The organism is Roseibium limicola, from assembly GCF_017313085.1.
Taxonomy (GTDB): Bacteria; Pseudomonadota; Alphaproteobacteria; order Rhizobiales; family Stappiaceae; genus Roseibium; species Roseibium limicola.
Genome location: NZ_JAFLNF010000001.1, coordinates 1 through 24,755, shown reverse-complemented (window position 1 = coordinate 24,755; position 24,755 = coordinate 1). Strand labels below are relative to the sequence as shown.

Genomic DNA, 24,755 nt, shown 5'->3' with positions numbered 1-24,755 from the left:
TCGACTGATTTTCCCAATCACAAGGACTTCGCCTCATGAATCAGATGGCTCCGCAGAAATTTGGGATCGGTGCGCCGTTGCGCCGTAAGGAAGACGCGACACTGATCACAGGGCAAGGCATTTACACCGATGATCTGACTCCGGAGGGCTGTCTGAGAGCCTATGTGCTGAGATCGGCTATGGCCCATGCGAAAATTTCGCTGGCGGGTGTGGAAGATGCACGCCGCTCTCCGGGTGTGGCCATGGTTCTCACAGCGGCAGATATCACGGATATCAAGCCGATGCCGACTCGCGCTGTGATGGAGCAAAAGGACGGCTCCAAGCATGCGGTTCCGCGTCACGAAGTTCTATGCAGTGACACGGTACGGTTCGTCGGAGATGCGATTGCTTTTATTGTGGCGGATACTATCGAGCAGGCGCAGGACGCGGCGGAGCTGATTGAGGTGGATTATGATCCGCTGCCGGCCGTAATTGGCATGGATGCGGCACTTGCTGCGGATGCGCCCCTCATCTGGCCAGACCTGGGCAGCAATGCCGCCTTTGTGCTGGGCCGTGGCGACGAAACCGAATGTGCAAAGGTATTTGCTGAAGCCGATCAGGTTGTTGCCATCGACATCGAGAACAACCGCTTGATTGCCAACTACATGGAGCCGCGCGGTTGCGTTGCCGAGTTTGATGTCGAGACCGGGCGCTTCACCCTGACTGCCGGCACCCAGGGCGGCCATGGAATGCGCAATGTGATCTGTGAGCATATTCTGGGCATCGAAGAAGACCGGCTGCGAATCGTCACTCCTGAAGTGGGCGGTGGGTTTGGCACCAAGATGTTCACCTACCGCGAATATCCGCTCTCCCTGATCGCCGCTGAACGGCTGCAGAAGCCGGTCAAGTGGATCGGTGAGCGGATGGAGCATTTTGTCACTGATGCGCATGGACGTGACAATTCCGTTCATGCTGAACTGGCGCTGAATTCCGAGGGATGCATTCTTGCGCTGAAGGTCGATCTGAAAGCCTCGATGGGCGCTTACTTGCATCAGTTCGCTCCTTTCATTCCATTCGTCGGAACGTCGATGTCCACCGGGCTCTACGATATCCCGACGATTGGGGTCACGGTCACCGGCGTCTATGAAAACAAGGTGCCGACGGATGCCTATCGTGGCGCCGGGCGCCCGGAAGCGGCCTATTTGATCGAACGTCTAATCGATAAGGCTGGCGATGAAACCGGATTGGGCCCAGTGGAAATCCGCAAGCGGAATTTCATCCGTCAGGACCAGCTGCCCTACACCACCGCGACAGGGCGCATGTATGATACAGGCGATTATGAAGGTCATTTGCTGAAAGCCTTGGAGGTTGCGGATCATGCCGGGTTTTCCGCGCGTCAGGCCGACAGTGTAGCAAACGGCAAGTTCCGCGGCTTCGGCATCTCCAGTTACATTGAATGCTGTGCTTTTCCCGGAGGGGAGGAAGCAACCGTCGAGCTGAATGGCAACGGCACGGTGACCTTGCTGATTGGCACCCAGACGAACGGGCAGGGGCATGCAACGGCCTATTCTCAGGTTATCGCCGAGCAGCTCGGGCTCGAGCTGGAGCAGATCGAGGTCATCCAGGGCGATACCGACCGCGTGCGCCAAGGGGGAGGGACCGGCGGTTCCCGCTCCATTCCGCTCGGGTTGCCGTCAGTCGATCAGGCCAGCCAGTCGCTGGTAAAACAGATCAAGGAACTTGCGGCGGAAGAATTGGAAACCGGCGTCGAGGATCTCGATCTGATCGATGGCCAGGTCCGGGTCGTTGGAACGGACCGCCAGATTTCACTCGCGGATGTTGCAGCCAAGGCCCAGCAAAAACTGTTCGGTCGAGAGGAAGTCAAGCAGGCTGAAGCGACCTACCCAAATGGCACGCATATCGCCGAAGTGGAGATCGATCCGGAGACCGGCGACGTCTCAATTGATGCCTACGTGATCGTCGATGATTTCGGCGTCACTGTTAACCCGGTACTGTTGGTTGGGCAGGTTCATGGAGGAACAGCGCAGGCGATAAGTCAGGCTCTATGCGAGCACACGGTTTACGATGAGGAAGGGCAGCTTCTCACAGCGTCTCTGCTTGATTATCACTTGGCGCGTGCTGCCGATTTACCTGATTTCTCGTTTCAGACGAGAAATGTTCCTTCCACAACCAATGCTTTGGGCATCAAAGGGGCTGGAGAGGCCGGTACGATCGGTGGATGTGCCGCAATCATGAATGCGGTTCAACGTGCATTGAAAGACGGTGCAGGTGTCAACCATATGGATATGCCAGCCACTCCCTTGCGGGTATGGGAGGCGATCCAAACGGCTCGGATCACGTGATGATGACGCTGCGATAACAACATGTTATCTCTGAATAGTATTGTCACAAATTACAATTCAACCGGATGATGCCTCGTCATCCGGTTGTTTTTTGAAAGTAAGCAGACCTTCGAATTTTTACCGGCACGCATTTTTAAGAGTTAACCCCGCATTCACCATCGTTATTGAAATCTGTATTTATACTTAGGGAATAAGGGTTTTTCACAGCATCCTTACCCTAAGATATCCCGTATATTCCTTTATTAGGTCGTGAGAACAGATCTCACGAATAACGGGCTTTGGAACAGCTAAATGATTTCGGTAATTTCCTGCATCGTGTTTGAGCACGACTTTGCATTCGTGCTGATGGCGGCATTGGTCTGTGTATGCGGGTGCTTGCTGACAACGAACCTCTATGTTCGGTTGCGCAGCAGCGTTGGAGCGCGGCAGTATCTTTGGTTGTTCCTGGCAGGATTGGTCGGGGGGGCAACTGTCTGGACGACGCATTTCGTTGCGATGTTGGGCTATGTGGTTCCTTTCGACCGGACCTTCGAGCCGATGTTAACGCTTGTCTCCCTGACCACGGCGATCGTAACCGCCAGCTTCGGTTTCTGGATTACCAGCCTGATGAACAACCGGTTTTTCATCGGGTTTGGTGGCATGGTGATCGGGATGGGGATTGCCGTCATGCATTATCTCGGCATGGCTGCCTATCAGATACCTGCGCTTCTGGACTGGGATGAGACCTATGTTGTCGCCTCGGTTTTTCTGGCTGCAGCTTTTGCGGCTGCTGCTACGCTTACAGGGGCCGAAGTTGAAGGTCGCAAGGGCGTAGTGCTTTCGAGCTTACTCATGGTACTGGGCATCGTCGGTCTGCATTTCACCGGCATGACGGGTCTGACAGTCCTCCCGTTTCGGGGGCTTGATGTGCCGCTGCAGACAATTTCCGATCAGTTCATGCTGTTCTCCGTCGTTGGGGTCACCGGAATTGTTCTTGCTTCGGTTGCAGCAGCGTTCCTGATCGAAAGCCAGGGGATGGAAGAGGCGAGCCTGACCTACAAGCATCTGGCGCTTCATGACCCTTTGACAGGAGTTCCCAACCGATTTCATTTGCGCGAACGTCTGAATGAAGAATTACGTCAGCTCACAGGACGCAGCTCCGGTGGTCTCGGGGTAATTGCAATCAATCTGAACCGCTTCAAGGACATCAATGATTTGCATGGTCATGCGGTGGGCGACATGGTGCTGCGGGAAGTCGCAAAGCGCCTGAGCGGTGTTCTTGGGCCTGGCGAATATGTTGCGCGTATCGGGGGCGATGAGTTCGTTGCCATAAAGGTTGGTGTGCGAAGCGCCGATGAGCTGGAGCCATTTGGGGAACGCCTCAAGGTGGAAGTCAATCGTCCGATCCTCTGGGACCACAACCGTATTTCCCTGACTTGCAGCTTGGGCGCTGCCCTCGCGCCCCATCACGGGCGTGAGGTGGAAGAACTTTTGGTCCGTGCAAATCTGGCGGTTGAAGCTTGTGGGAAGCAGGCTGGTGAAGATTTCATTATCTTTTCCAGCAAGATGGAAGAGGAATCGCGGCACCGTGCTGCCATCGCAATCGACCTTCGCTCTGCGGCGCAAAACGGTCAGTTGGAACTGCACTATCAACCTCAGAATGAAACTGCGACTCGTGGTCTGCAGGGCTTTGAGGCGCTGGTGCGCTGGCGGCATCCCGAGCACGGGTTGATTTCCCCGGTCGAATTTATTCCGGTGGCGGAAGAGACTGGCCTGATACTGGAAATTGGTCGTTGGGTGCTGAATACCGCCTGTATGACTGCCGCCAAGTGGCCGGACCGCTTCAGCGTAGCGGTGAACGTTTCCGCCTTTCAGTTGGCGCAGGACACCTTGCCGCTTCAGGTTGCCTCGGCGTTGGCCAAATCAGGTCTGGCTCCAAGCCGCCTGGAAATTGAGATCACCGAAAGTGGCGTCATAACCGACCAGGCACATGCGTTGGAAATTGTCATGGCTCTCAAGGAGCTGGGCGTCTCCGTTGCCATGGATGACTTCGGAACCGGATATTCCTCGCTGTCGACCCTTCAGAGCTTTCCATTCGACAAGATCAAGATCGATCGCGAATTTGTCAAAAGCCTCGGCGACAGTCAGCAGTCGTCTGCCATCATTCGCTCGACCATTCTGCTTGGGGCAAGCCTCGGCATTCCGGTCCTGGCGGAAGGGGTGGAGACGGAAGAGCAGCTTGCCATCCTCAAGATGGAAGGCTGTAAGGCGGTGCAGGGGTATCTGTTCGGACGGCCGCAGCCGGAGGCCGAAGCTGAGCGTCTTATCGATCTTGACGGCCAACGGCTTCAGGGCAATCAGGTGACGTCGAACCGGGTCGTTCCACTCCGGGCCTGAGTGTTGCGGACTCCCGCCTTCGTTCATACTTTCGAAACATGAGACATTCTGATATCGAGCCGACCTTCTATGGGCTCCCTGCGGCTTGACGGGGGCAGGGACTGAGCCTATCGGTCACATGTATTCGGCTTGTTTTCAGCAGGCAGGGCAGGCATTAGGCGTCCTCGGAGCGAGAGGCAGGCGATCTTTGCGAAGAATGTCTGCCTTGTATCCTTCCGCAGTGGACGACCCACCTGTTACGTTTCCGGTTGAGTGGTTCCAGGGGACGACGCCCCGCTCCCCCGGACATTCATGCGTCGGCCCTATGGACCGTTCCCATGCAGCCGTCGGGCGCATCTTCCACCTCTTCCTCCACCGAAACCAAGGTTTCAGAGCTCTCGAAAACTTCCGGTCTTACCCGGAACGCACCGATGCTCGGCATTTCGCTGAAGGTTGGTTCGACCATGGTCTTCGCGATCATGATTGTCTCTTTGAAGATGACATCGGAGACGGTGCCCATTGGTGAGATTGTGTTTGCCCGTAATTTCTTCGGCATGTGGCCAGTGTTGCTGATGGTGATGGCCCGTGGCGAACTGATGGAGGCATTTCGTACCACCAATATCGCAGGCCATCTGGGCCGCTCAATGGTGGGCATCACGGCAATGGTTTTCTCGTTCACCGCTTTTGCACTCCTGCCTTTGCCAGATGCGACTGCCATCGGATTTGCGACGCCCCTTATTGTGGTCGTGCTGGCGTGGGCTGTGCTTGGCGAGACGGTCCGGATCTATCGCTGGAGCGCGGTTCTGATCGGCTTTGGTGGTATTATCGTTATTCTGTCCCCACATCTGGGGCAGGGGGCTCTGGAAGGCAAGGAAGCAGTTGGTGCCCTGTGTGGCGCCCTGGCAGCCTGCTTTGCTGCGATGGCGATGATCTTTGTGCGCAAGCTGTGCGAGAGTGAAAAGACATCAACCATTGTCACCTGGTTTTCTGGCTGTGCGACGGTGCTGGCCTTGCTGACATTGCCGATCGGATGGATCTGGCCGTCGCAGGCCTGGATAATGCCGGAAGCGCCGATTGCCTGGCTTTTGGTGCTGGTTGGTCTCGCCGGTGGTGTCGGGCAGATCCTGCTGACCCAGAGCTATCGTTTTGCAGACGCTTCGACCATTGCGCCCTTCGACTATACCAACATGATCTGGGCGATCCTGCTGGGGTGGTTCCTGTTTTCGGAAATCCCGGTTCTGGAAGTCGTGCTTGGGGCCGGTATCGTGATCGCAGCAGGGATCTTCGTGATCTACCGGGAGCATCGTCTCGGGCTGGATCGCACCAAGAATCGCCGCGCATCCACGCCGTCGCGCGTCTGAGACAGAGCTGCAAAGTCGATATGACAGTTAGTCGCCCGGAATTGATCCGGGCGGCGTGCCCCCCTGCCTAAAACGCCTTGAAGGTGATGATTGTCCGCGTATCCACAATACCTGCAATCGGGTGCAGCTTCTGATTTACGAAATGTCCGATGTCCTCGCCGTCATCGATGTAGATCTTCACGAGAAGGTCCATATCACCGCTGGTAGAATAGATCTCGCTGGCGAATTCGGCCATGGCGATGGCGTTGGCGACTTGATAGGTTTCACCAAGCTTGCATTTGATCATTACGAAAAAGGGCGTCATTTTAGGCTCCCGCTTCCCAGTTTTCATTGCCTTTGGACATGACCTATTCGGGATGCGCCGTCAATCGCCGCGTCTCGCGGGGGCATGCTGCGTGGGGCTTGCAAATCCTCAACCGGCTTGCTAGCACTCGGATCCAACGTAATCTCAAGGGGGTGCCCGGCGTAAGTGTCCGGGCTGAGAGGCATCGGCCAACTCCTGGAACCTGATCCGGCTCGCACCGGCGGAGGGATTTGAGATGGCTACTGGCCAGGGGCTTATCGCCCGAATTCCTGTTTTGATTTGGTCCTGTGCCGTTCTCCCGCTTGAGGAGGGCGGGCTATGATCAAGAGTGATATTTCCAATCCGTTTTCCGCTCAGGTGGTGGCCGAACTGCTGGAGAAGCTTCGCCAGACGACGCCGCGTGTTCATTGCATCACCAATGCGGTGGCGCAGGAGTTAACCGCCAATGTGTTGCTGGCGACAGGTGCGCTGCCGTCCATGACCATCGCACCGGAAGAAGTTGAGGCTTTTGCCGCCAGTGCAGATGCGCTGCTGGTCAATCTGGGAACCTTGGATGATGTTCGCCGGGCGGCAATCCCCAAGGCGTTGCAGGGAGCACGCGCTGCTGGACGGCCTGTGGTTCTCGACCCGGTCTTCATCGAGCGGTCACCAGTGCGGTGTGCCTATGCGCGTGCGCTTTTAAGCGACGCAGAGCTTCGCCCGGATATCGTCAAGGCGAATGCCGGTGAAGTGGCTTGCCTGCCGGAGCTGGCTGATTTGGTTGAGGCCGGTTGGCTCGTCCTGGCAACAACTGGGGCTACAGACAGGGTCTCGGCTGGACGACATGTTGTCCCGAGCCCAATCCATCTTTTCAACGGGACAGAGCTTTTGGGCCGAGTAACCGCGACAGGTTGCGCCCTAGGCGCCCTGATCGGGGCTTTCGTCAGTGTGGCAGACAATCCGGACATTGGCGCAGCGGCGGCTATCTCCGTTTTCAATATCGCAGCTGAACGTGCTGCCGAGCACGCTGGGGGCCCCGGCAGCCTGATGCCGGCATTGCTGGATGAGCTTTATGCCTTGCAGCCCAAGGACATAGAACTGCGGCTCAAGTTTTCACTTCAGACTTCAATGGAAAATCGACAGGAGACGGTTATATGACCGCGATTGCCGTAACGATTGCCGGATCTGATTCCGGTGGTGGAGCGGGTATTCAGGCCGATCTGAAGACCTTTTCCGCAAACCGTGTCTACGGGGCAAGTGTCATCACGGCGCTGACTGCCCAGAACACGCTTGGGGTCAGAGCCATCCATGATGTGCCGCCAGACTTCGTGCAGGCGCAGATCCGCTCGGTCTATGGCGACCTGAAAGTCACTGCCACCAAGATCGGTATGCTGTCGCGGCCTGAAATCATTATGGCGGTGGCGGAGGAGCTTGCGCGGTTGAAAGCAACGGCCCCATCTGGATGCGGACCGATTGTGCTTGACCCGGTAATGATTGCGGCGTCTGGAGATCCTCTTCTGGCCGAGGAGGCTGTGCAGGGGCTTATCGACCATTTGATCCCCCTGGCGGATCTGATCACGCCCAACCTTCCCGAGGCCGCGCGTCTTCTGGGCTGCGATATTGCAGGTGACAAGGACGCGATGGAACTGCAGGCCAAATCCCTGCTGAAGCTTGGGGCGCAAGCCGTCCTGCTGAAGGGCGGACATGGGGCAGGGGATGCGAGTTCGGACCTCTTCCTCAGTGCCTCCGGTCATTTCTGGCTTGATGCACCGCGCATTGACACTCAAAACACGCACGGTACCGGATGCAGCCTGTCCTCGGCGATTGCAGCGGGTTTGGCATGTGGCGAGTTGCTAGAGACGGCCGTGCGACAGGCCAAGATCTACATTACAGGGGCGATTTCTGCTGCCGACCAGCTGTCCATCGGCTCCGGGCATGGCCCCGTCCATCACTTCTATCAATTTTGGGAGACATCCGATGAGTGACCAAAAGAAGTTTGGCCTCCCTGCACGGCGCGCCTTTCTAACCTCCGGGGCTGCTTTTGTCGGCGGTGCGGCGGCAAGCCTGACGGGAGGAGGAGCGTCGCCTGTGATGGCTCAGCCCGTGGGCGAGCCCGTGCGCTGGCGGTTGGTGACGTCCTGGCCGCGCAATCTTCCCGGTCCCGGGGTGACGGCGCAACGGATCTGCGACCGGGTAAAAGAGATGTCGGGCGGTCGTTTCCTGATCACGCTGTATTCGGCCGGTGAGCTGGTGCCAGCCCTTGGTGTTTTTGATGCGGTGTCGTCAGGGGCCGCAGAGATGGGGCATAGCGCGTCGTTTTTCTGGCAAGGCAAAATGCCGGCAAGTGTCTTCTTTACCGCGTCTCCCTTCGGGCTCTTGCCGCAGGAGCACATCGCCTGGATAGAACGTGGTGGCGGGCAGGCGCTGTGGGACGAGCTTTATGCTCCCTTCGGAATCAAGCCGGTGATGGCGGGGAATACGGGTGTCCAGATGGGCGGATGGTTTACCCGTGAGATCAACGAGCTCGACGATCTGAAAGGGCTCCGCATCCGGATGCCGGGGCTGGGTGGTGAAGTGATGCGCCAGCTGGGCGCGACGCCGACGACCACAGCACCGGGCGAAATCTATCAGGCACTTAGCCGTGGTTTACTTGATGCAGCTGAGTTTCTGGGGCCGTGGAGTGACCGCTCGATGGGATTCTATCAGGTGGCGAAATATTATTATTCGCCCGGCTTCCATGAGCCCAATGGCACCGGGGAGGCGCTGTTCAATTCAGATGCTCTTGATCAGTTGCCAGACGATCTGCGCGCCATCCTGAAGGAAGCCTGTCGGGCTGAAAATGGCAGGGCGCTTGCAGAAAGCGATTGGGAGAACGCCCGTGCCCTTCAGGTGCTGCAGGAGGAGGACGGTGTTGAGATCAAAATCTATCCGTCTGAGGTGCTAAGTGCCCTGCGTAGGGAGACTGCAACGGTCCTCGAAGCGTTTTCTCAAAAGGACGAGATGAGCAGCAAGGTTTACGCCAGCGCCACTGCTGCGCGGGAACGTCTCGGCCCTTGGATGGCCGTTTCGATGCAGGCGTTTATGAATGCCCGGAGCCGGGGAGAGTAAGTGTGAGTTGGACCCTGTGGGGACGGCTGTAATCGATCAAGAATCAGCCGAAGTCCTTTCCCGTTTGACGTGTGTTGAGTTTCCATTGGAAGTAGGTGTCTCTTGTTGGCTCTCCGTGAGCTTGGCGAAAAAGTCTCTCGCTATGCTCACGATTTTGACATTCAACTGCCGAAAGTTCCGTTTGCGTCAGTTAACAGTCATCTCAGGTAAAGCGTCTTTGTCCACATGACGTTAGGAGATCGAGCTTCAGTTCCGTGTCATTTCCGCAACGTTTCATGGAAATCGTCGGACATGAACCTGGCCTTTTAAATTGCCTAAATTTTAATCATTGTTGCGAGGCTTGTTGGAATTGGCGGCCCAATCGATTGATTTGCCATGAAACTGTTAGGTTGTATTGCGGGGCTGCTCCGTTTTGCGCGCTGCAACAACTACATTTTGCGCTGCGGTTACAATGTAGGTGGCAGGTGTCTTTCGAATTCATCGGTTGAACCTTTGTTTTGCGGCTAGCACAAAAGGTTAGATGAATTCTGCGTGGGAGCGAGGATATGGGGAAAATGATCAAGTCTTGGGCCGTTGGTAAGGGCCTCTTGTTGAGCGCCACTGCTCTGGTTGCCGTCATAGCTGCCTCAAGTGCGCAGGCTGGCGGTTTCGCACTGCGTGAGCAAAGTACATATTATCAGGGCATGTCTTTTGCCGGGAACGGAACGACTGGGCCGTCCATTTCCTCAATCTTCTGGAACCCGGCGACGATCACCGGTGCCAGTGATGGTCTGACGATTGAAGCTCATAATGCGTTTATTTTCCCGCGGGCAGAGCTTGAGGGCACCAGCACCATCGGGGCAGCAACACTGCCCGTCGACAGCGGTGACTTTGTCGGTGACGCTTGGATCGGTTCCAATTATTTGTCGTACAAAGTCAGCGACGAGATTTATCTCGGAATGGCAATCAATGCGCCTTTCGGCCTTTCGACCAAGCCGGACGATGGCAATTGGGCTGGAGCTGGCTACAATCGGTCCTCGAAAGTCTTTTCCCTGAATGCCAATCCAATCGTTGGGTTCAAGGTGAACGAGATGTTCTCCGTGGCTGTAGGGGCTCAGATCCAGTATCTGGACGTCCGTTTGACCAATTCGGCTGCTCATCCGCTCGCATTGAACGCAACGACGGCGCTTGAAGGCGACAGCACTTCTGTTGGTTGGACCGCCGGCGTTACCTTCACCCCGATGCAAGGTACGGAGATTGGTCTGGGCTTCCGGTCTGCAGTTGGCCACGACTTGAATGGCACTGTATCGCTTCCTGTTGCTTCCGGTGGCTTAGCCGCGGGCACCTACAATATCAACACGAAGCTGATTACGCCGGAGGTTGTCACGCTGTCTGCCAAGCAGTCTATTACTGATAACTTCCGTTTGCTTGGAACGTTTGAGTGGAGCAATTGGAGTCGTTTGGAGGCGCCAAAGGTTCTTCTTTCGGACTTTGGAAATGCGCAGCTGACAGCGCTGCCGTTCAACTATGATGATGGTTATTTCCTGTCAATCGGTGGCGAATTCGACTTCAACGACCAGATAACGCTTCGTGCTGGTGCGGCTTATGAGTGGTCCCCAGTGAGTGATGCAGTGCGCTCGGCCCGCTTGCCGGATAATGACCGCATCTGGGTTTCTGCTGGCGGTAGTTACAAGATGAAGGAAAATCTGTCCTTTGATGTTGGCTACACGCATATCTTTGGCACCAACACCGACGTGAACATCGTTCCAGGTCATCAGGACTACTCGGCGACAAAAGGCAGCCTTGTCGGAAGCGTTGAATCTTCGGTCGACATTTTGTCTGCTTCACTACGATATACTTGGTAATAATCTCGTCGTTCCTGCCTGACATAAAAAGCCCCGCAAAATATTGTCCTTGCGGGGCTTTTTCAATTTCGTGAACTCCTTCCAGCCCTAGAAAGCAGCCTGATAGAGCCCGCCATCCAGCAGGACATTTTGGCCGGTCATGTAGCCGGCATGGACGGAGCACAGGAAGGCACAGGTCTGGCCGAATTCCTCGGCGGTGCCGAAGCGGCCGGTCGGGATCTCTGCTGCCTGTTCGGCACGCACCTGGTCGATGCTTTTGCCGCTGGCCGCAGCGCTGCGCTCAAAGCCTCCTTTGAGGCGGTCCGTGTCCATCTTGCCGGGAAGGATGTTGTTGACGGTGACGCCGCTGCCGGCGATCTGACGTGCGACACCAGCCAGGAAGGCAGTGAGACCGGCGCGGGCGCCGGAGGAAAGATCCAGACCTTCAATCGGCATTTTGACCGAGAGCGATGTAATGTTGACGATGCGCCCGAAGCCCTGGTCCATCATTGTCGGCAAAACCGCCTGAATAAGCTCGATCGGGGTGACCATGTTCTGCACCACGCCATCCAGCATCGACGGGCGGTCCAGCTCAGTGTAGTCGCGGCGTGGCGGGCCGCCGTTGTTATTGACCAGGATGTCAGGTGTCGGACATGCGGCCAGCAGCGTCTTCTGCCCTTCAGCTGTGGATACATCCGCGACGACCGTTGTCACAGAGACCTGAAATCGGTCGCGGATTTCCTCGGCCGTGGCGGTGAGTGTAGCCTCGTTGCGCCCGTTGATCACGAGGTCACATCCGGCCTCGGCCAGGGCCATGGCGCAGCCTTTTCCCAGTCCGCGGCTGGAGGCGCACACGATGGCCTTTCGGCCTCTAAGTCCTAGATCCATTGTCTTTTTCTCCCCTGATGCCGGTGATCCATGTGTGGCGTATTCGCGCCGAACCTTTGTCTGTCTTAACCGGCCTTTCGGCCAAGGGCAAACACTGGAGTTCAGGAAATAAAACCGGGAAGATTTGTGACATTAACCTTGCGGAAACGGGCGGGTGAACTGTCATAATAGTGAAACTTGAATCGCGTCTAAAGCCTTCAAAAGATCGACTTGGAGTAGGTCAATGGCTCAGGAAGCGGAATCCAGCCACTATAGAGCTTTATTTATCTCGGATATTCATCTTGGAACTCGCGGATGTCAGGCGGAGTTGTTGCTGGATTTCCTCAAATACAACGAAGCAGAGACGGTTTATCTGGTTGGCGATATTGTCGATGGTTGGCGGCTCAAACGCTCGTGGTATTGGCCACAGGCACATAACGACGTTGTGCAGAAGATCCTTCGCAAAAGCCGCAAGGGCGCGCGCGTCGTTTATATCCCGGGCAATCATGACGAGTTTCTCCGTAATTTCCTCGGAACGCATTTTGGCGGTGTGGAAGTGGCGGACAGCATTGTGCATGAGAGCGCAGATGGACGGCGCTATCTGGTCATCCATGGGGATCAGTTTGACGTGGTCATTCGTCATGCCAAGTGGCTCGCCTTCTTCGGTGACAAAGCCTATGAGACCGCGCTCTGGGTCAACACCTGGATGAACAGGGTTCGCCGGAAGTTGGGGCTGACCTATTGGTCCCTGTCGGCCTGGGCGAAACTCAAGGTGAAGAACGCCGTCAGTTTTATCGGCCGGTTCGAGGAAACCCTTTCGGAGGAAGCGCGCCGTCAGGGTGTTCACGGCGTGATCTGCGGCCATATCCATCATGCCGCTGATCAGGACATGAACGGAATTCACTACATCAACACAGGAGACTGGGTGGAAAGCTGCACTGCGGTCGCCGAACATCATGATGGAACTTTCGAGGTCATTCGATGGGTCAAGCCTACCCAGATCGAGGCCGTGGAAGATACGAAAGCCCGGTCGGTCGCAGCATGAGCTCGATTCTGATTGTCACGGATGCCTGGCACCCGCAGATTAACGGCGTTGTCCGGTCGCTTGAGCGTACCGCTCTCGAGCTGGAGAAGGTTGGTGTGCGGGTGGAGTTCCTCTCGCCGCAGGTTTTCACCACATTGCCGTGCCCGACTTATCCGGAGATCCGTTTGTCGCTGGCCCATCGCGGCATGGTGCGCAAGCGAATTGATGCCTTTGCCTGCGATCACTTGCACATTGCGACAGAAGGCCCGCTTGGATTGTTGGCTGCCTCTGTCGCCAAGGGGCGCGGTGAGGCTTTCACAACCAGTTATCACACCCGGTTTCCCGAGTACCTTTCAGCGCGGTTGCCGGTGCCACTGTCTTGGTCCTACAACTGGTTGCGACGGTTCCACAATTCGGGGCAAGGCTGCATGGTGGCCACACGGACGCTTGAGAATGATTTGCGTGAGCGTGGCTTTACCAATCTCGTGCGTTGGTCGCGCGGTGTCGACGAAACCGTCTTCAAGCCGTTCGATGGCTCGGTACTGCCGGATGCCCTGGAAGGGCCGATTTTCATGTACATCGGCCGTGTCGCGGTGGAGAAGAATATCGAAGCCTTTCTGAAACTCGACCTGCCGGGAACGAAAGTTGTGGTGGGTGATGGTCCGCAGCTGGAAGCGCTGAAGCGAGATTATCCGAAGGCTCACTTTACAGGGGCAAAGACCGGCGAGGATCTGGCGCGCCACTACGCATCGGCCGACGTTTTTGTCTTTCCGTCACTGACAGATACCTTTGGCAATGTCTTGCTGGAAGCCATGGCCTGCGGTGTGCCCGTTGCGGCATTCCCGGTCATGGGACCGTTGGATGTGGTGGGGGAAACCGGGGCAGGTGTCTTGTCTGAGGATCTACGCGAAGCCTGCGTGGCCGCGCTGGATATTCCGCGGGATCATTGTCGACAGGTTGCGCTGAACTACACGTGGTCGGCGAGTGCGCAGCAGTTTTTGGAGAATGCCCGGCGTGCGCATGATCTTGTGCCGCCCCGTGCAAACCTTGTTGGCGCGATGTGACTGTTCGGCCCTGAACAGCTTTACCAATAGAGTTTATCTGGAGTAATATCAGGACCTTCCTTCCGGTGGCGGGCCCTGCATGCTTCCACCCTTTCCCGCTAAGTTATCAGGTGACGGTGATGAGCTCTTTCGTTCGGCATGAAGATATCCTTGAAGCCCGAGATGGACTTCGAGGCCATGCAGTTGAAACGCCTTTGTTGCGTTCGCCGATTCTGGACGAGATCACCGGGGCGACGGTCTTGATTAAGCCTGAGTGCCTGCAGCGCACAGGCTCTTTCAAGTTTCGAGGAGCCTACACTGCGCTGCGACGCATTCCGGAGGCAGAGCGGAGCAAAGGTGTGGTCGCCTGTTCCTCCGGCAATCATGCGCAAGGGATTGCGGCGGCGGCCCGGATTTTCGGGGTGCCAGCGACCATCGTGATGCCGGCGGACGCACCTGCCATCAAGCTTCGGCGGACTGCGGAACTTGGCGCCAAAGTCGTCACCTATGACCGCGCTAGCGAAGACCGCGAAGCCATTGCCAACCGAATATGCGCCGAAACCGGTGCCCGGTTCGTGCATCCCTTCAACGATGCTTCGGTGATTGCTGGTCAGGGCACTGTTGGTCTTGAGATTGCCCAACAGGCGACGTCTCTCGGCCTGGCGCCGGATGCCGTTCTGGCATGTACCGGGGGAGGCGGCTTGTCGGCTGGAATTGCGCTTGCGCTGTCGCATGAGCTCCCTGCTGTACGGTTTTATCCAGTCGAGCCTGAGGGTTTTGATGACTATGGCCGCTCCCTGCTCGCAGGCAAACGCCTGGCGAATGAGCGATTGTCTGGCTCGGTCTGTGACGCTCTGTTGACGGAGATGCCCGGAGAGATCGGGTTCGCCATTTTGTCCTCCCTGAAGCAGGCTAACCGGCTTGGCCACGGGCTGGTTGTCTCAGATGCAGAGGCGCTGGAGGCGGTTCGCTTTGCGTTTCAGGAGCTGAAGCTGGTTGTCGAGCCTGGTGGCGCAGTGGCGCTTGCTGCACTTCTATCCGGCAAGGCGGACTTCAAGTCCAGGACGGTTGCTGTCGTATTGACGGGTGGCAATCTGGATGGGACCCTGCTTGCTGGTTTGGTGTGAAATGCTGGTGCGTTTCACTGCATGCAGGCCTCTGATTTTACAGCTGTTAGCGGTTTATTGACCAGAACGGGAAATATTGTGCCTTGAGAGATTGCCGGAATTCCGGCTCCAACGGGAGCACATGGTGCAAATGACGCGTGAAGAGCAGCTTGCCTTCTATCAGATCACATCAGCCGATCTGGAGATCGCCAAAACGGTTTGGCCCAAGATTGACAAGCTGTTGCCGCAGTTGCTTGCAGATTTCTACAGGCATGTGAAAAAAGTGCCGCATCTTGATGAGATGATCGGCGATAAGGAAGCGGGACTGGTCACGGCTCAGATCAAGCACTGGGGAGAGCTCTTCTCTTCCGGCCTGAGCGAGGCCTACTTCGCAAACTCTGCAAAGATTGGCCACGCGCATGTTCGCATCGGGTTGCACCCGACGTGGTACATTGGCGGATATTCCTTCGTGATCACGCGACTTTCCGAAGTTCTGGGCACATCTAACCGCTTCAGTGGTCCGCGGGTGGCGCGTCAGATCGCTGTCGTCTCCAAGTTGATTTATCTCGACATGGATGTGGCCCTGTCGACCTATCATGACGAGATGATGCGATTGGCCGACAAGCGAGAGCAGGACATCCGTGCAGCCATCGGTGATTTCGACAGCATCATGGGCGAAGCGATGGGAACGCTCGGCGAAGCCTCGAATGCGCTTGCCGGCACCGCGTCCAGTCTGGGTGGGGTGACCGAACAGGTGAACACCAAGGTGACCCACATGGATGAAGGCAGTCAGCAGACAGCCCGTACCATGACGTCCAGTGCTGCCGCGACCGAGGAAATGTCCGGGGCAATCGTGGAGATTGGCCGTCAGGCGACCCTGTCGAGCGATATTGCGCGTGAAGCGGTGGAAGGTGCAACGCGGACGAACTCGTCCATGCGCACTCTGTCGGATGCAGCCGACAAGGTTGGATCGGTAATCGGGCTGATTTCGGAGATTGCCGAGCAGACAAACCTGCTGGCACTGAATGCAACGATCGAAGCTGCGCGGGCCGGGGAGATGGGCAAGGGCTTTGCTGTCGTGGCTGCTGAAGTGAAGGAACTGGCCAGCCAAACAACCAAGGCGACAGAAGAGATCACTCAGCAGGTCGCCAATATCCAGCAAGCAACCAAACAATCGGTATCCGACATCGAGCAGATCACCGAGACCATTGCAAAAGTTTCAGAAATCGCGACCAACATTGCGTCAGCTGTTGAAGAACAGACAACGGCTACCAACGAGATTTCCCAGAACGTTCAGTTCGCTGCGCAAAGCTCTTCCGAGTTTACGGATGGGATTTCATCGGTACGGGCTTCGATCTCCGAGGCAGATCAATCTGCGGGCCAGATTTCTTTGATGTCGGAAGACCTGAAGGCTCATGCCGAAAAGCTGACCGAAGAAACCAAGAGTTTCTTCCAGAAGGTCCTCGCTAAGTGATGTGCATCGACTAGCCCTCGTGACTGGGGTTGTCAGCAGTACAAGAGAAAAGGGCCGGATCTTGGATCCGGCCCTTTTCTCTTGTGATTTCATTCAGCTGAGGATCAGTTGAAAAGCGCTTGTCGCTCGGCTTCGGAAAGTTCCTTGAGTGGATCGTTTTCCTCGTCCAGTGCAATTGCAGCTTGCTCTTCAGCTGCTTCCCAATCGTCGTCGGCAGCGGCCTCAACTTCCTGGTCGAACAACTTGTCGATGGCGGTCTCATCGAGAACTCCAGAGTCAGGACTTGCTTCGTCTTCGTCTGCTGAGAACTCCGGAACATCCTCTGCCTCGGCGACGGCATCTGCAACGTCAGAGCTGGCATCTTCCAGCTCTTCAACCGCATCTTCTTCTGAAGGAGCGTCGCTAACGGCAGCATCAAACAGCTTGTCGATATCGTCAGCATCGAGAACCTTGGAGGCTTCTTCGGTCTCGCTGGTGGAAGCGTCGTCGTCACCGATGTCGATGCTGTCGAAGTCAAAGTCCGAGGAAACGGTTTCTGAAGCGGTCGGGTTAGCTGCCCTCTCGACTGCATCGAAATCCGCTTCGGCTTCGGCGCTCATCGCGCTGTCGCCACTCAGGAGCTCGTCAATATTGGCCTGCGATGTACCACGGCCGGCGTGCTGTGGGCCATTGAGCAGATGTGCATCTGGACGATGATCGACGGGGGACATGTCGGTGGCCGCTTCGGTCTCCTCAATGCCCCAGATGTTGATCATGGTGTTGATGCGGCTCTCCAGATAGCGCAAGACCTGGACGACCTTGTTGGTGCGCTGGCCAGTCAGATCCTGGAAGGAACAGGCCATGAAGATTTCGGTCGACTTGGCATCGATCTCGTCACAGGCACCGGAGTCTGCGCCCGCCTCGCGCAGGATCCAGGCTTGTTCCTGTATCTGCTCGGCTGCTTCCAGAATGGTCTGGGTGGCGCTTTCCGTCTGGGTGATGATCGCATCAAGTTCGTGAGAGGCATCGACGAAGCGATTGCTCTCCTGCTCTTCAGCCTTGATGTTGGAGATCTCGTTTTTCGTCCGTTCGATCGCCTCATGCATTTCGGCAATATCGACACGAATCCGGTCAAGGTCCGGCACCCGCGTCTTGCGGGTCATATTCAGTTCAAGACGCTGGATCGCGGACAGGATTTCTGTCGTTTCCGGCGTTTTGTTGCGCTTCAGAAACTGGTTCAGAAACCGGCGTCCCCTCTGGGATTCCAGAAGGGTCTGTTCCAGTGTCGTGTACTCAGCGTCGTCGAGCGGAGCTGAATCTTCTATGGCTTCTGCAGTCTGCATTGATGCTTTCTCAGCTTGCCTAAATTTCGGTTTGTGCCGTAACCCGGACGACAGTATGCAGAACGTTACCGCTAAAATTCTTAACATCTCTTTAGGCGAAAGCAGGACTGGCAGATGAGTTCAGGTAGTCGCGGACTGGGGGCTCGCATTTCCGGGCTCTTTGCCTGTCATTTTCTCGGGTTCGGGTTCTTTTTGCCGTTCTTTCCGCTGGTTCTACAGGCGCGTGGCGTCGAGCCTGCCCATATCGGATATGTGTTGGGAGGCGCGACAATCTTGCGGATTCTTGCCAGCCCGGTGCTGAGCAGCCTCTCTGACAGAAGTGGCCGGCGCCGGCGGTCTATTTTTCTCTATTCCTTGTTTGGCGGGGCTGCACTTCTGGTCTTTCTGGCAGCGGATGGAATGCCGCTGATGGCCCTGGCCGTCGCGGTGATGACCATCTTTCAGGCACCGATCGTGCCGTTGAGCGAGGCCTATGCGCTCAGTGCCGTGAAGCATCACGGTTTGGATTATGGTCGCATGCGCTTGTGGGGGTCGGTGGCCTTTGTCGCCGGCAATCTTGTCGGGGGCTGGATCGTCCAGGTGTCGCAGGGGGTGCTGATCGTCGTAGGCATGCTGGTGGGAAAGGCTGCGACCGGATTGATGGCGATTGCCTTGCCCAACCCTTCAGAGCCTGCATCCGCGTCGGAACATAGGGATAGTTCAGCTGTGGCCGAGGATAAGGAGAAGCCACGTATATTTGCATCGCCGGTGTTTCTGGCAGCTCTCTTGTGTCTGGGGCTGATTGAGGGGTCTCATGCGGCCTATTATGGCTACAGCAGCCTGTTTTTCGGTCGTATCGGCATCAGTGACAGCCTTGTTGGATTGCTCTGGGCGATTGGAGTGATTGTCGAGATCGGAGTGTTCGCAGTCATCGGGCGCGCAAGCCTGCATATGTCTCCACTGATCATGGTCCAGATCGGTGCAGGAGCTGCACTGGTCCGTTGGACGCTGTTTCCGCTTGCTGAAAACGTTTGGGCAATGGTGCCGTTGCAGTGTTTGCACGGCCTGACATTCGCGGTTGCTCACTTCGGCGCAGTGCGGTTTGTTGCCGGTTTGGTGTCGGAGAAATGGTCTGCCACCGGGCAGAGCTTTCTCGCTTCCGCCAGCGGAGTTCTGATGGCCGCCGGCATGGCTGTCAGTGGACCTTTGTATCGGCTGGATCCGTCTTATCCGTTCTGGTTGATGGCCGTGTGTGCGACTGCTGGCTCCATCGGACTGATTGCCATGCGGGGCGCTTTGGTGCGCCAACAGCAGAAATATGGATGAAACCTGTGTTCGGGCCCCTTGATAAGGCTTGAAACGGGTTGCACGGCTGGACCATTAACCACTTGGTAAGCTATAGGTTCTTTTCGAAACGATGCGATCGGATTAAGTCTCCCCATGGCGTTCAAGGAAAACAGCACGGCTCCGACACTTGAGATGTCGGCTGAGGGTGATGTCCCTTGCCTGCGCCTTGCCGGGGATTGGGTCATCAATCGCTTGACCGATTGCGAAGCCGTGTTGGCTGATGCAAAGGTGCCGGGTGAAGGGCGCGTGCGCCTCGACCTGTCCGGGCTGTCGGGTCTGGATACCAGCGGAGCCTGGGTGCTGCATCGGTTCCGAGGCGCGCAGGAGTTCAATGGACGCCGGGTGCAATTTGACGGACTTGATGACAAGCGTGCCATCCTGTTTGAAGAACTGGAAAAGCATCATCCTGCCGTTCTGAAATCGGAAAAGCATTCGTATTCCCTGGCCGATATGATGGAAGCCTGGGGGCGAAATGCCATCGAGGCGATGCGCGATGGCTTGGCCATGCTGCATATCCTCGGATCCCTGGGGGCTGTTCTGGCAGCGATCCTGGTTCAGCCGAAGCGATTGAGAAGCGTGTCTGCTGCAGTTCAGTTCGAGCGCACTTGCATCGGCGCGGTGCCGATTGTCATGCTGATGAGCTTCCTCATCGGGGTGATCATTTCGCAACAGGGCGGGTTCTATCTGCGTCAGTTCGGCGCGGACCTCTACGTTGTTGATTTGGCTGGTGTTCTGGTATTACGCGAGATCGGGGTCATTCTGACAGCGATCATGGTGGCCGGTCGCTCCGGCTCGGCGATTACGGCGGAAATCGGCGCGATGCGGATGCGCGAAGAGGTCGATGCGCTGCATGTCATCGGAATGCAGGTGACGGAAGTGCTGATCCTGCCAAGGGTTCTTGCCCTGATGCTGGCGGTTCCCGTTCTGACGTTTCTGTCGGATATCGCTTCGCTCTTCGGGGCCGGGCTGGTCGCCTGGGCCTATCTGGATATCAATCCGCAGCCTTTCATGACGCGGCTGCAGGAGACGGTGACTGTTCAGACCTTTGTGGTCGGCTTGATCAAGGCGCCATTCATGGCCCTGATCGTGGGGTTGATTGCCAGTGTGGAAGGCCTCAAAGTGGGCGGATCTGCGGAATCTCTTGGCAAGCGCACCACCATGGCGGTGGTGAAGGCTATTTTCCTCGTGATTGTGGTCGATGGTATTTTCGCAGTGTTTTTTGCAGCGATCGGAGTGTGATGAGCGCCGAGCCTTCCCAAAGCGTCCGCCCCTCCGCTCAGCTTGCAAGTGGCACGCCGAAACTGCAAGGGTCTGCGCAGATCGAGAAGGATTCGATCCTGTCGGTGCGTGATGTGACCGTCGGGTTTGGCAACAAGCTAATCCTGGATGGGCTGGATCTGGATGTGGTGCGCGGTGAAATTCTCGGCTTCGTCGGGGGGTCAGGTACTGGAAAATCCGTCCTTATGCGCACGATCCTCGGCTTGAACAAGAAGCGCCGTGGAAGCATCGAGGTGTTCGGTCGGAACATGGACACCGCAACCGAAGGTGAGATGACCATGGTGCGCCGCCGTTGGGGCGTGCTGTTTCAGCAAGGAGCCCTCTTTTCCTCGCTGACGGTCAAACAGAATATCCAGGTGCCGATGCGCGAACATCTGCACTTGTCTCAACGTTTGATGGACGAGTTGGCTATTCTCAAGCTCGATCTGGTCGGGTTGAACCCGGATGCAGCCGATAAATTCCCCTCTGAACTTTCCGGGGGGATGATCAAGCGAGCCAGTCTGGCCCGGGCGCTTGCCCTCGATCCAGATCTGGTGTTTCTGGATGAGCCAACGTCTGGTCTCGATCCGATTGGCGCTGCCGCCTTTGACGGGCTGATCGGTCAGTTGAGCAAAACGCTGGGGCTGACAGTTTACATGGTCACCCACGACCTCGACAGTCTTGCGTCCGTGTGTAACCGGATTGCAGTGCTGGGTGACAAGAAGGTGCTGGCAATCGGCACCCTCGACGAGATGATGAAGAACGATCACCCCTGGATTGAATCCTATTTTCGGGGCGAACGGGCCTTGCGCCGGGTTTAAGGAAGACGATGGAAACGCGCGCGAATTATATCACGATCGGTGCCTTCATGATGGCCACGCTGGTAGCGGCATTCGTCGTCGTATACTGGTTGGCTGTAACGGCTGAAACACGTGATAATGATTTTCTGAAAATCGTTCTGCCGGCGCCAGTGACCGGGCTGAGCGTCGGGGGCGATGTCTATTTCAACGGTATCAAGCAGGGGGATGTGACCTCGCTTGATTTCGACAGGGACGATCCGAAGGTTATTGTCGCGACGGTTCGTCTGAAGCCCGGTACCCCAGTGCGTGCGGACAGCACCGCGTTCCTTAATTTCCAGCTGCTTTCCGGTGTCGCTTATGTGGAGTTGAATGGCGGAACGTTGGATTCTCCGATCCTGTTTGATCATGGAAGTGACGAAATTCCGGTTATTCGTGCCGGTCGGTCGGCCTATGATGACATCGTGGCTGGCGCGCGCGATGCCATTGCTAAGGTCGACAGCACCATGGAGACCGTTGACGGCTTCATGAAGACGAACACCGTGACCGTCACCAAGACGCTGGACAACGTTCAGACGTTTACCGAGGCGTTGGCGTCCAATTCCGAAGGCGTCGAGACCTTCATGTCGTCGATTGGCTCTGCAAGTGATGCGTTTTCCAGCCTTGCCAGCCGCTTGAAAGGCGTTGTCGACGAGGCGGAGCGGATCCTAGCGTCGGTTCCCTCTGACAAGGTTGGTGAAATCGTCGGTGGTCTGTCGGAGTTTTCCAACAGCCTGGGCGAGGCCAGCAAGGGCGTTGACCAAGTTGTGGTAGAAGCGCAGTCCGCGGCAAAGGAAATTCAGACCTTCAGCAAGGGCTTGAATGCAGGCCTTACCGATGTGCGCGCCATCGTGGCGGCGGTCGATCCCAAGCAAGTCGATCAAGCGGTGCGCGGCGTTGCGAGTCTGGGTGAGGTTCTGGAAAACCGCCAAGACGATCTGGACAGTCTGGTTGTTTCGTCAAAGGACACGATGGCAAACCTGAAGGCAATGTCCGCAACGGTGGCCGAGCATCAGGAAGACCTTTCCAAGACGCTGAAGCAGGCGGCCGCGCTGATGGAGAAGCTCAACGATATTGCCGCCGACGGGAAGGGGGTTTCTGCTTCGCTTGACCCTCAGAAGATTTCTCAGATCGTGGCATCTGTCGAGAAAGTCACTACTGGTCTGGCCGATCAACAGCACGGGATAGACGCGATCCTGCAGTCTGCCCAGCGGTCGGCAACCAATGTTGAGCAGCTGAGCTTGACCCTGTCCAAGCGTTCGCCGGATGTCGACAAGATCATCAGCGACGCCAAGGATATCGCTTCAACTCTGAATGGCACCTCTGAAAAGGTCGATGACATCGTCGGCAAGGTGAGCGCCATGGTGGAGGGGGATGGCGAAGGCTTCGTGGATGAGGCAACGCAGGCTGCGGCCTCGATCCGCAAGATCGCGCAGGCCTTTGAAGGCCGGGCCGACAGTATTGCCGGTGGCTTGAACCGGTTTGCGAGCAAGGGGCCGGAGGACTTCGGCAATGCGATGTCGCAGATCAACCGCACATTGATCTCGATCCAGCGGGCGGTCGAAAACTTTGACCGGGCGCCCAATCGGATCATTTTCGGTGGTGAAGATGTTCCCACATTCAATGGCGGCAGACAGCGGCGCTAAATGCAGCCGCAAGCGGATTGGCAAACGAATGCAGGAAGACCAAGTTAGGATAGATGACGCAATGGGACTGGGGAACGTATCAGGATGACAGATCGGGGCGGTTCAAAAAGCACCACCCGTCGTGGGTTTCTGACCCTGGCTGGTCTGGGGACGGTCGCGTTGGCCGGTTGCACCAGCACTACACCTGCAGTTCTCTATGGGCTGACGGCGGTTCCCGAGCTGGAAGTGCGTCGTCGCCGTGGCGTGCAGGTTCTGGTGGCGCGCCCGCGCGCTTTGAAGGCGCTGGATACAGATCACATTGCCGTGGTTCAGGAAGGTCAGCTGATCAGCTATTTCCCGCAGGCTGCGTGGAGCGATGCCTTGCCGAATGTCGTGCAGGCGAAAATTGCAGAAGCCCTGCAGAACACCAATGCTTTGCGCGGGGTTGGTCTGCCGGGTGATGGGCTGCTTATCGACTATCAGCTGCAAAGCGATATTCGAACCTTTGCACTTCATACGGCAGGGTCGGACCGTGGTGTGGTAGAGATCGCCGGGCGTCTGGTCAATGACAAGAATGGGCGCACCGTGGCGAGCCAGGTCTTCAAGGCAGAAGTGGCTTCCGCTGGAGTGGGGCCGCAGCAAGCCGTTGCTGCGCTTGATCAGGCTGCAACCCAGGTTCTGGCTGAAATGACGACATGGGTGCTCTCAAAGGTTTGAGGCCTGGCCGCAAAACGCGGACGACAGTTCTTTCATGGATTTGGAAAAGGGGCGCAACGCGCCCCTCAGACTGCTGACAAACCCGTCGATTTCGGCGGGTTTGTTTTTTGAGCTTTTGCTTTGTGGCGATTGTCCGCGTTTATGGGTTTGTTTTTTGCGGGCTTGCCTGTGTCACGCGGGGGCTTGTTCGTGGGCTTTGGTGAGGGCCATAGCGATCTTCTTGATGTTTTGGGCGGCGGCAGCGAGCAGGCACTGGGTTTTGACACGGACCAGGCCCCGGAACCTGGCATAGCGATGGCCATGCAGCTGCTTGGCATCTGCGAAGGAACGTTCGACCGTTTCCTTGCGGCGCTTGTAGATAGCCTTGCCCCAGGCTGTCAGGCGATGGGCATCCGCACGCTCGCGGGCGTCCTGCCAGACATGGCGGGTCAGGGTGCGCTCGGCCTTTGCATTGGACGTGCAGGAGGCCAGCAGCCGACAGGTTTGGCAGACGGCGGGGTCGGAGCGGTAGTGCTTGTAGCCGTTGCGGTCTGTTGTGGCATAGGTCAGCCGCTGGCCTTGCGGACAGCGGTAGCCATCGGCTTGTTCCTCGTAGGCAAAGGCCGACTTGCGCATCATGCCCGGTCTTGGAGGCAGAGGCCGCCGGTAGCCGGTCACACCCAGAATGTCCCGCTCTTCCAGCCCCCTGGCGATGCCCGTGGTGGCATAGCCCGCATCCAGACCAACCGCCGTCACGTCAAGGGCGAAGCGCTGCCGCTGGCGGTCCAGCCGGGCAAGATAAACAATGCTGTCGTGCACATTGGCAGGTGTGGCGAAGGTGTCCGTGACGATCCCCAGCTTGGCGTCCACCGTGCGGTGGTCCAGGTAGAAGAAGCCCTTGGGCTTG

General features: G+C 57.0%; 20 protein-coding genes and 1 riboswitch. Of the genes, 16 read left to right on the top strand and 4 right to left on the bottom strand.

Annotation, left to right across the window (positions count from 1 at the left end; all coding sequences use genetic code 11):
• The first annotated feature begins 35 nt into the window (after window positions 1–35).
• The 3 genes from J0X15_RS00100 to J0X15_RS00090 all read left to right on the top strand — a co-directional run bounded on the left by J0X15_RS00100 (window position 36) and on the right by J0X15_RS00090 (window position 6,058).
• On the top strand, window positions 36–2,342 hold the full coding sequence (locus tag J0X15_RS00100) for a xanthine dehydrogenase family protein molybdopterin-binding subunit (protein ID WP_206937077.1): 2,307 nt from the start codon (window positions 36–38) through the stop codon (window positions 2,340–2,342).
• A 291-nt stretch (window positions 2,343–2,633) separates the two neighbouring features.
• Window positions 2,634–4,718, top strand: a complete 2,085-nt coding sequence (locus tag J0X15_RS00095) for a putative bifunctional diguanylate cyclase/phosphodiesterase (protein ID WP_206937074.1) — start codon at window positions 2,634–2,636, stop codon at window positions 4,716–4,718.
• 317 nt (window positions 4,719–5,035) lie between these two features.
• Window positions 5,036–6,058 (top strand): DMT family transporter, encoded by a 1,023-nt coding sequence (locus J0X15_RS00090; RefSeq protein ID WP_206937072.1) that lies wholly within the window; start codon window positions 5,036–5,038, stop codon window positions 6,056–6,058.
• Window positions 6,059–6,125: 67 nt separating this feature from the next.
• Here the strand turns inward: J0X15_RS00090 and J0X15_RS00085 are convergent, their stop codons facing one another.
• Complete coding sequence (locus tag J0X15_RS00085) at window positions 6,126–6,362, bottom strand: Lrp/AsnC ligand binding domain-containing protein (RefSeq protein ID WP_206937069.1); 237 nt, start codon at window positions 6,360–6,362, stop codon at window positions 6,126–6,128.
• Between the two features lie 138 nt (window positions 6,363–6,500).
• A riboswitch (TPP riboswitch) is annotated at window positions 6,501–6,609 on the top strand.
• Between the two features lie 71 nt (window positions 6,610–6,680).
• On the opposite strand from J0X15_RS00085, the gene J0X15_RS00080 reads away from it, so the two are divergent.
• The 4 genes from J0X15_RS00080 (at window position 6,681) to J0X15_RS00065 (ending at window position 11,293) form a co-directional block, all read left to right on the top strand.
• Complete coding sequence (locus J0X15_RS00080; RefSeq protein ID WP_206937067.1) at window positions 6,681–7,499, top strand: hydroxyethylthiazole kinase; 819 nt, start codon at window positions 6,681–6,683, stop codon at window positions 7,497–7,499.
• Window positions 7,496–8,326 carry a bifunctional hydroxymethylpyrimidine kinase/phosphomethylpyrimidine kinase gene (gene thiD, locus J0X15_RS00075; RefSeq protein ID WP_206937064.1) on the top strand — a complete coding sequence of 277 codons (831 nt, stop codon included), beginning with the start codon at window positions 7,496–7,498 and terminating at the stop codon, window positions 8,324–8,326. The genes J0X15_RS00080 and thiD overlap by 4 nt, the downstream gene beginning before the upstream one ends.
• Window positions 8,319–9,449: a TRAP transporter substrate-binding protein gene (locus tag J0X15_RS00070; protein ID WP_206937061.1), complete on the top strand. Its 1,131-nt coding sequence runs from the start codon at window positions 8,319–8,321 to the stop codon at window positions 9,447–9,449. The genes thiD and J0X15_RS00070 overlap by 8 nt, the downstream gene beginning before the upstream one ends.
• 554 nt (window positions 9,450–10,003) lie before the next feature.
• Entirely contained in the window at window positions 10,004–11,293 is a 1,290-nt protein-coding gene (locus tag J0X15_RS00065) for an OmpP1/FadL family transporter (protein WP_206937057.1), read from the top strand.
• A gap of 87 nt (window positions 11,294–11,380) precedes the next feature.
• On the opposite strand, the gene J0X15_RS00060 is transcribed toward J0X15_RS00065, so the two are convergent.
• Entirely contained in the window at window positions 11,381–12,160 is a 780-nt protein-coding gene (locus tag J0X15_RS00060) for an SDR family oxidoreductase (protein WP_206937054.1), read from the bottom strand.
• 223 nt (window positions 12,161–12,383) lie between these two features.
• Here J0X15_RS00060 and J0X15_RS00055 point away from each other — a divergent pair, with 223 nt between their 5' ends.
• The 4 genes from J0X15_RS00055 to J0X15_RS00040 all read left to right on the top strand — a co-directional run bounded on the left by J0X15_RS00055 (window position 12,384) and on the right by J0X15_RS00040 (window position 16,786).
• Window positions 12,384–13,184, top strand: coding sequence for a UDP-2,3-diacylglucosamine diphosphatase (locus tag J0X15_RS00055; protein WP_206937052.1), 801 nt, complete (start codon window positions 12,384–12,386; stop codon window positions 13,182–13,184).
• The gene (locus J0X15_RS00050; protein WP_206937049.1) at window positions 13,181–14,227 is read left to right on the top strand and encodes a glycosyltransferase family 4 protein; all 1,047 of its coding nucleotides are present in this window, start codon (window positions 13,181–13,183) and stop codon (window positions 14,225–14,227) included. The genes J0X15_RS00055 and J0X15_RS00050 overlap by 4 nt, the downstream gene beginning before the upstream one ends.
• Before the next feature lie 119 nt (window positions 14,228–14,346).
• Entirely contained in the window at window positions 14,347–15,333 is a 987-nt protein-coding gene (locus tag J0X15_RS00045; protein WP_206937048.1) for a threonine ammonia-lyase, read from the top strand.
• Window positions 15,334–15,463: 130 nt separating this feature from the next.
• Complete coding sequence (locus J0X15_RS00040) at window positions 15,464–16,786, top strand: globin-coupled sensor protein (protein ID WP_209014974.1); 1,323 nt, start codon at window positions 15,464–15,466, stop codon at window positions 16,784–16,786.
• Between the two features lie 104 nt (window positions 16,787–16,890).
• Here J0X15_RS00040 and J0X15_RS00035 read toward each other — a convergent pair whose 3' ends face one another.
• Entirely contained in the window at window positions 16,891–18,108 is a 1,218-nt protein-coding gene (locus J0X15_RS00035; RefSeq protein ID WP_206937045.1) for a protein phosphatase CheZ, read from the bottom strand.
• A gap of 114 nt (window positions 18,109–18,222) precedes the next feature.
• On the opposite strand from J0X15_RS00035, the gene J0X15_RS00030 reads away from it, so the two are divergent.
• From J0X15_RS00030 to J0X15_RS00010, 5 genes are all read left to right on the top strand, one after another.
• A complete protein-coding gene (locus J0X15_RS00030) occupies window positions 18,223–19,413 on the top strand; it encodes an MFS transporter (protein ID WP_206937043.1) in 1,191 nt (396 codons plus the stop codon).
• A 114-nt stretch (window positions 19,414–19,527) separates the two neighbouring features.
• Window positions 19,528–20,673: an ABC transporter permease gene (locus tag J0X15_RS00025; protein ID WP_206937042.1), complete on the top strand. Its 1,146-nt coding sequence runs from the start codon at window positions 19,528–19,530 to the stop codon at window positions 20,671–20,673.
• Window positions 20,673–21,512, top strand: a complete 840-nt coding sequence (locus J0X15_RS00020) for an ABC transporter ATP-binding protein (protein ID WP_206937040.1) — start codon at window positions 20,673–20,675, stop codon at window positions 21,510–21,512. The genes J0X15_RS00025 and J0X15_RS00020 overlap by 1 nt, the downstream gene beginning before the upstream one ends.
• A gap of 8 nt (window positions 21,513–21,520) precedes the next feature.
• A complete protein-coding gene (locus J0X15_RS00015) occupies window positions 21,521–23,173 on the top strand; it encodes an MlaD family protein (protein ID WP_206937038.1) in 1,653 nt (550 codons plus the stop codon).
• An 84-nt stretch (window positions 23,174–23,257) separates the two neighbouring features.
• The gene (locus J0X15_RS00010; protein ID WP_206937036.1) at window positions 23,258–23,869 is read left to right on the top strand and encodes an ABC-type transport auxiliary lipoprotein family protein; all 612 of its coding nucleotides are present in this window, start codon (window positions 23,258–23,260) and stop codon (window positions 23,867–23,869) included.
• Window positions 23,870–24,040: 171 nt separating this feature from the next.
• Here J0X15_RS00010 and J0X15_RS00005 read toward each other — a convergent pair.
• Window positions 24,041–24,755 (bottom strand): transposase (locus tag J0X15_RS00005; protein ID WP_206937034.1); only part of this gene is annotated, 715 nt, incomplete at its 5' end.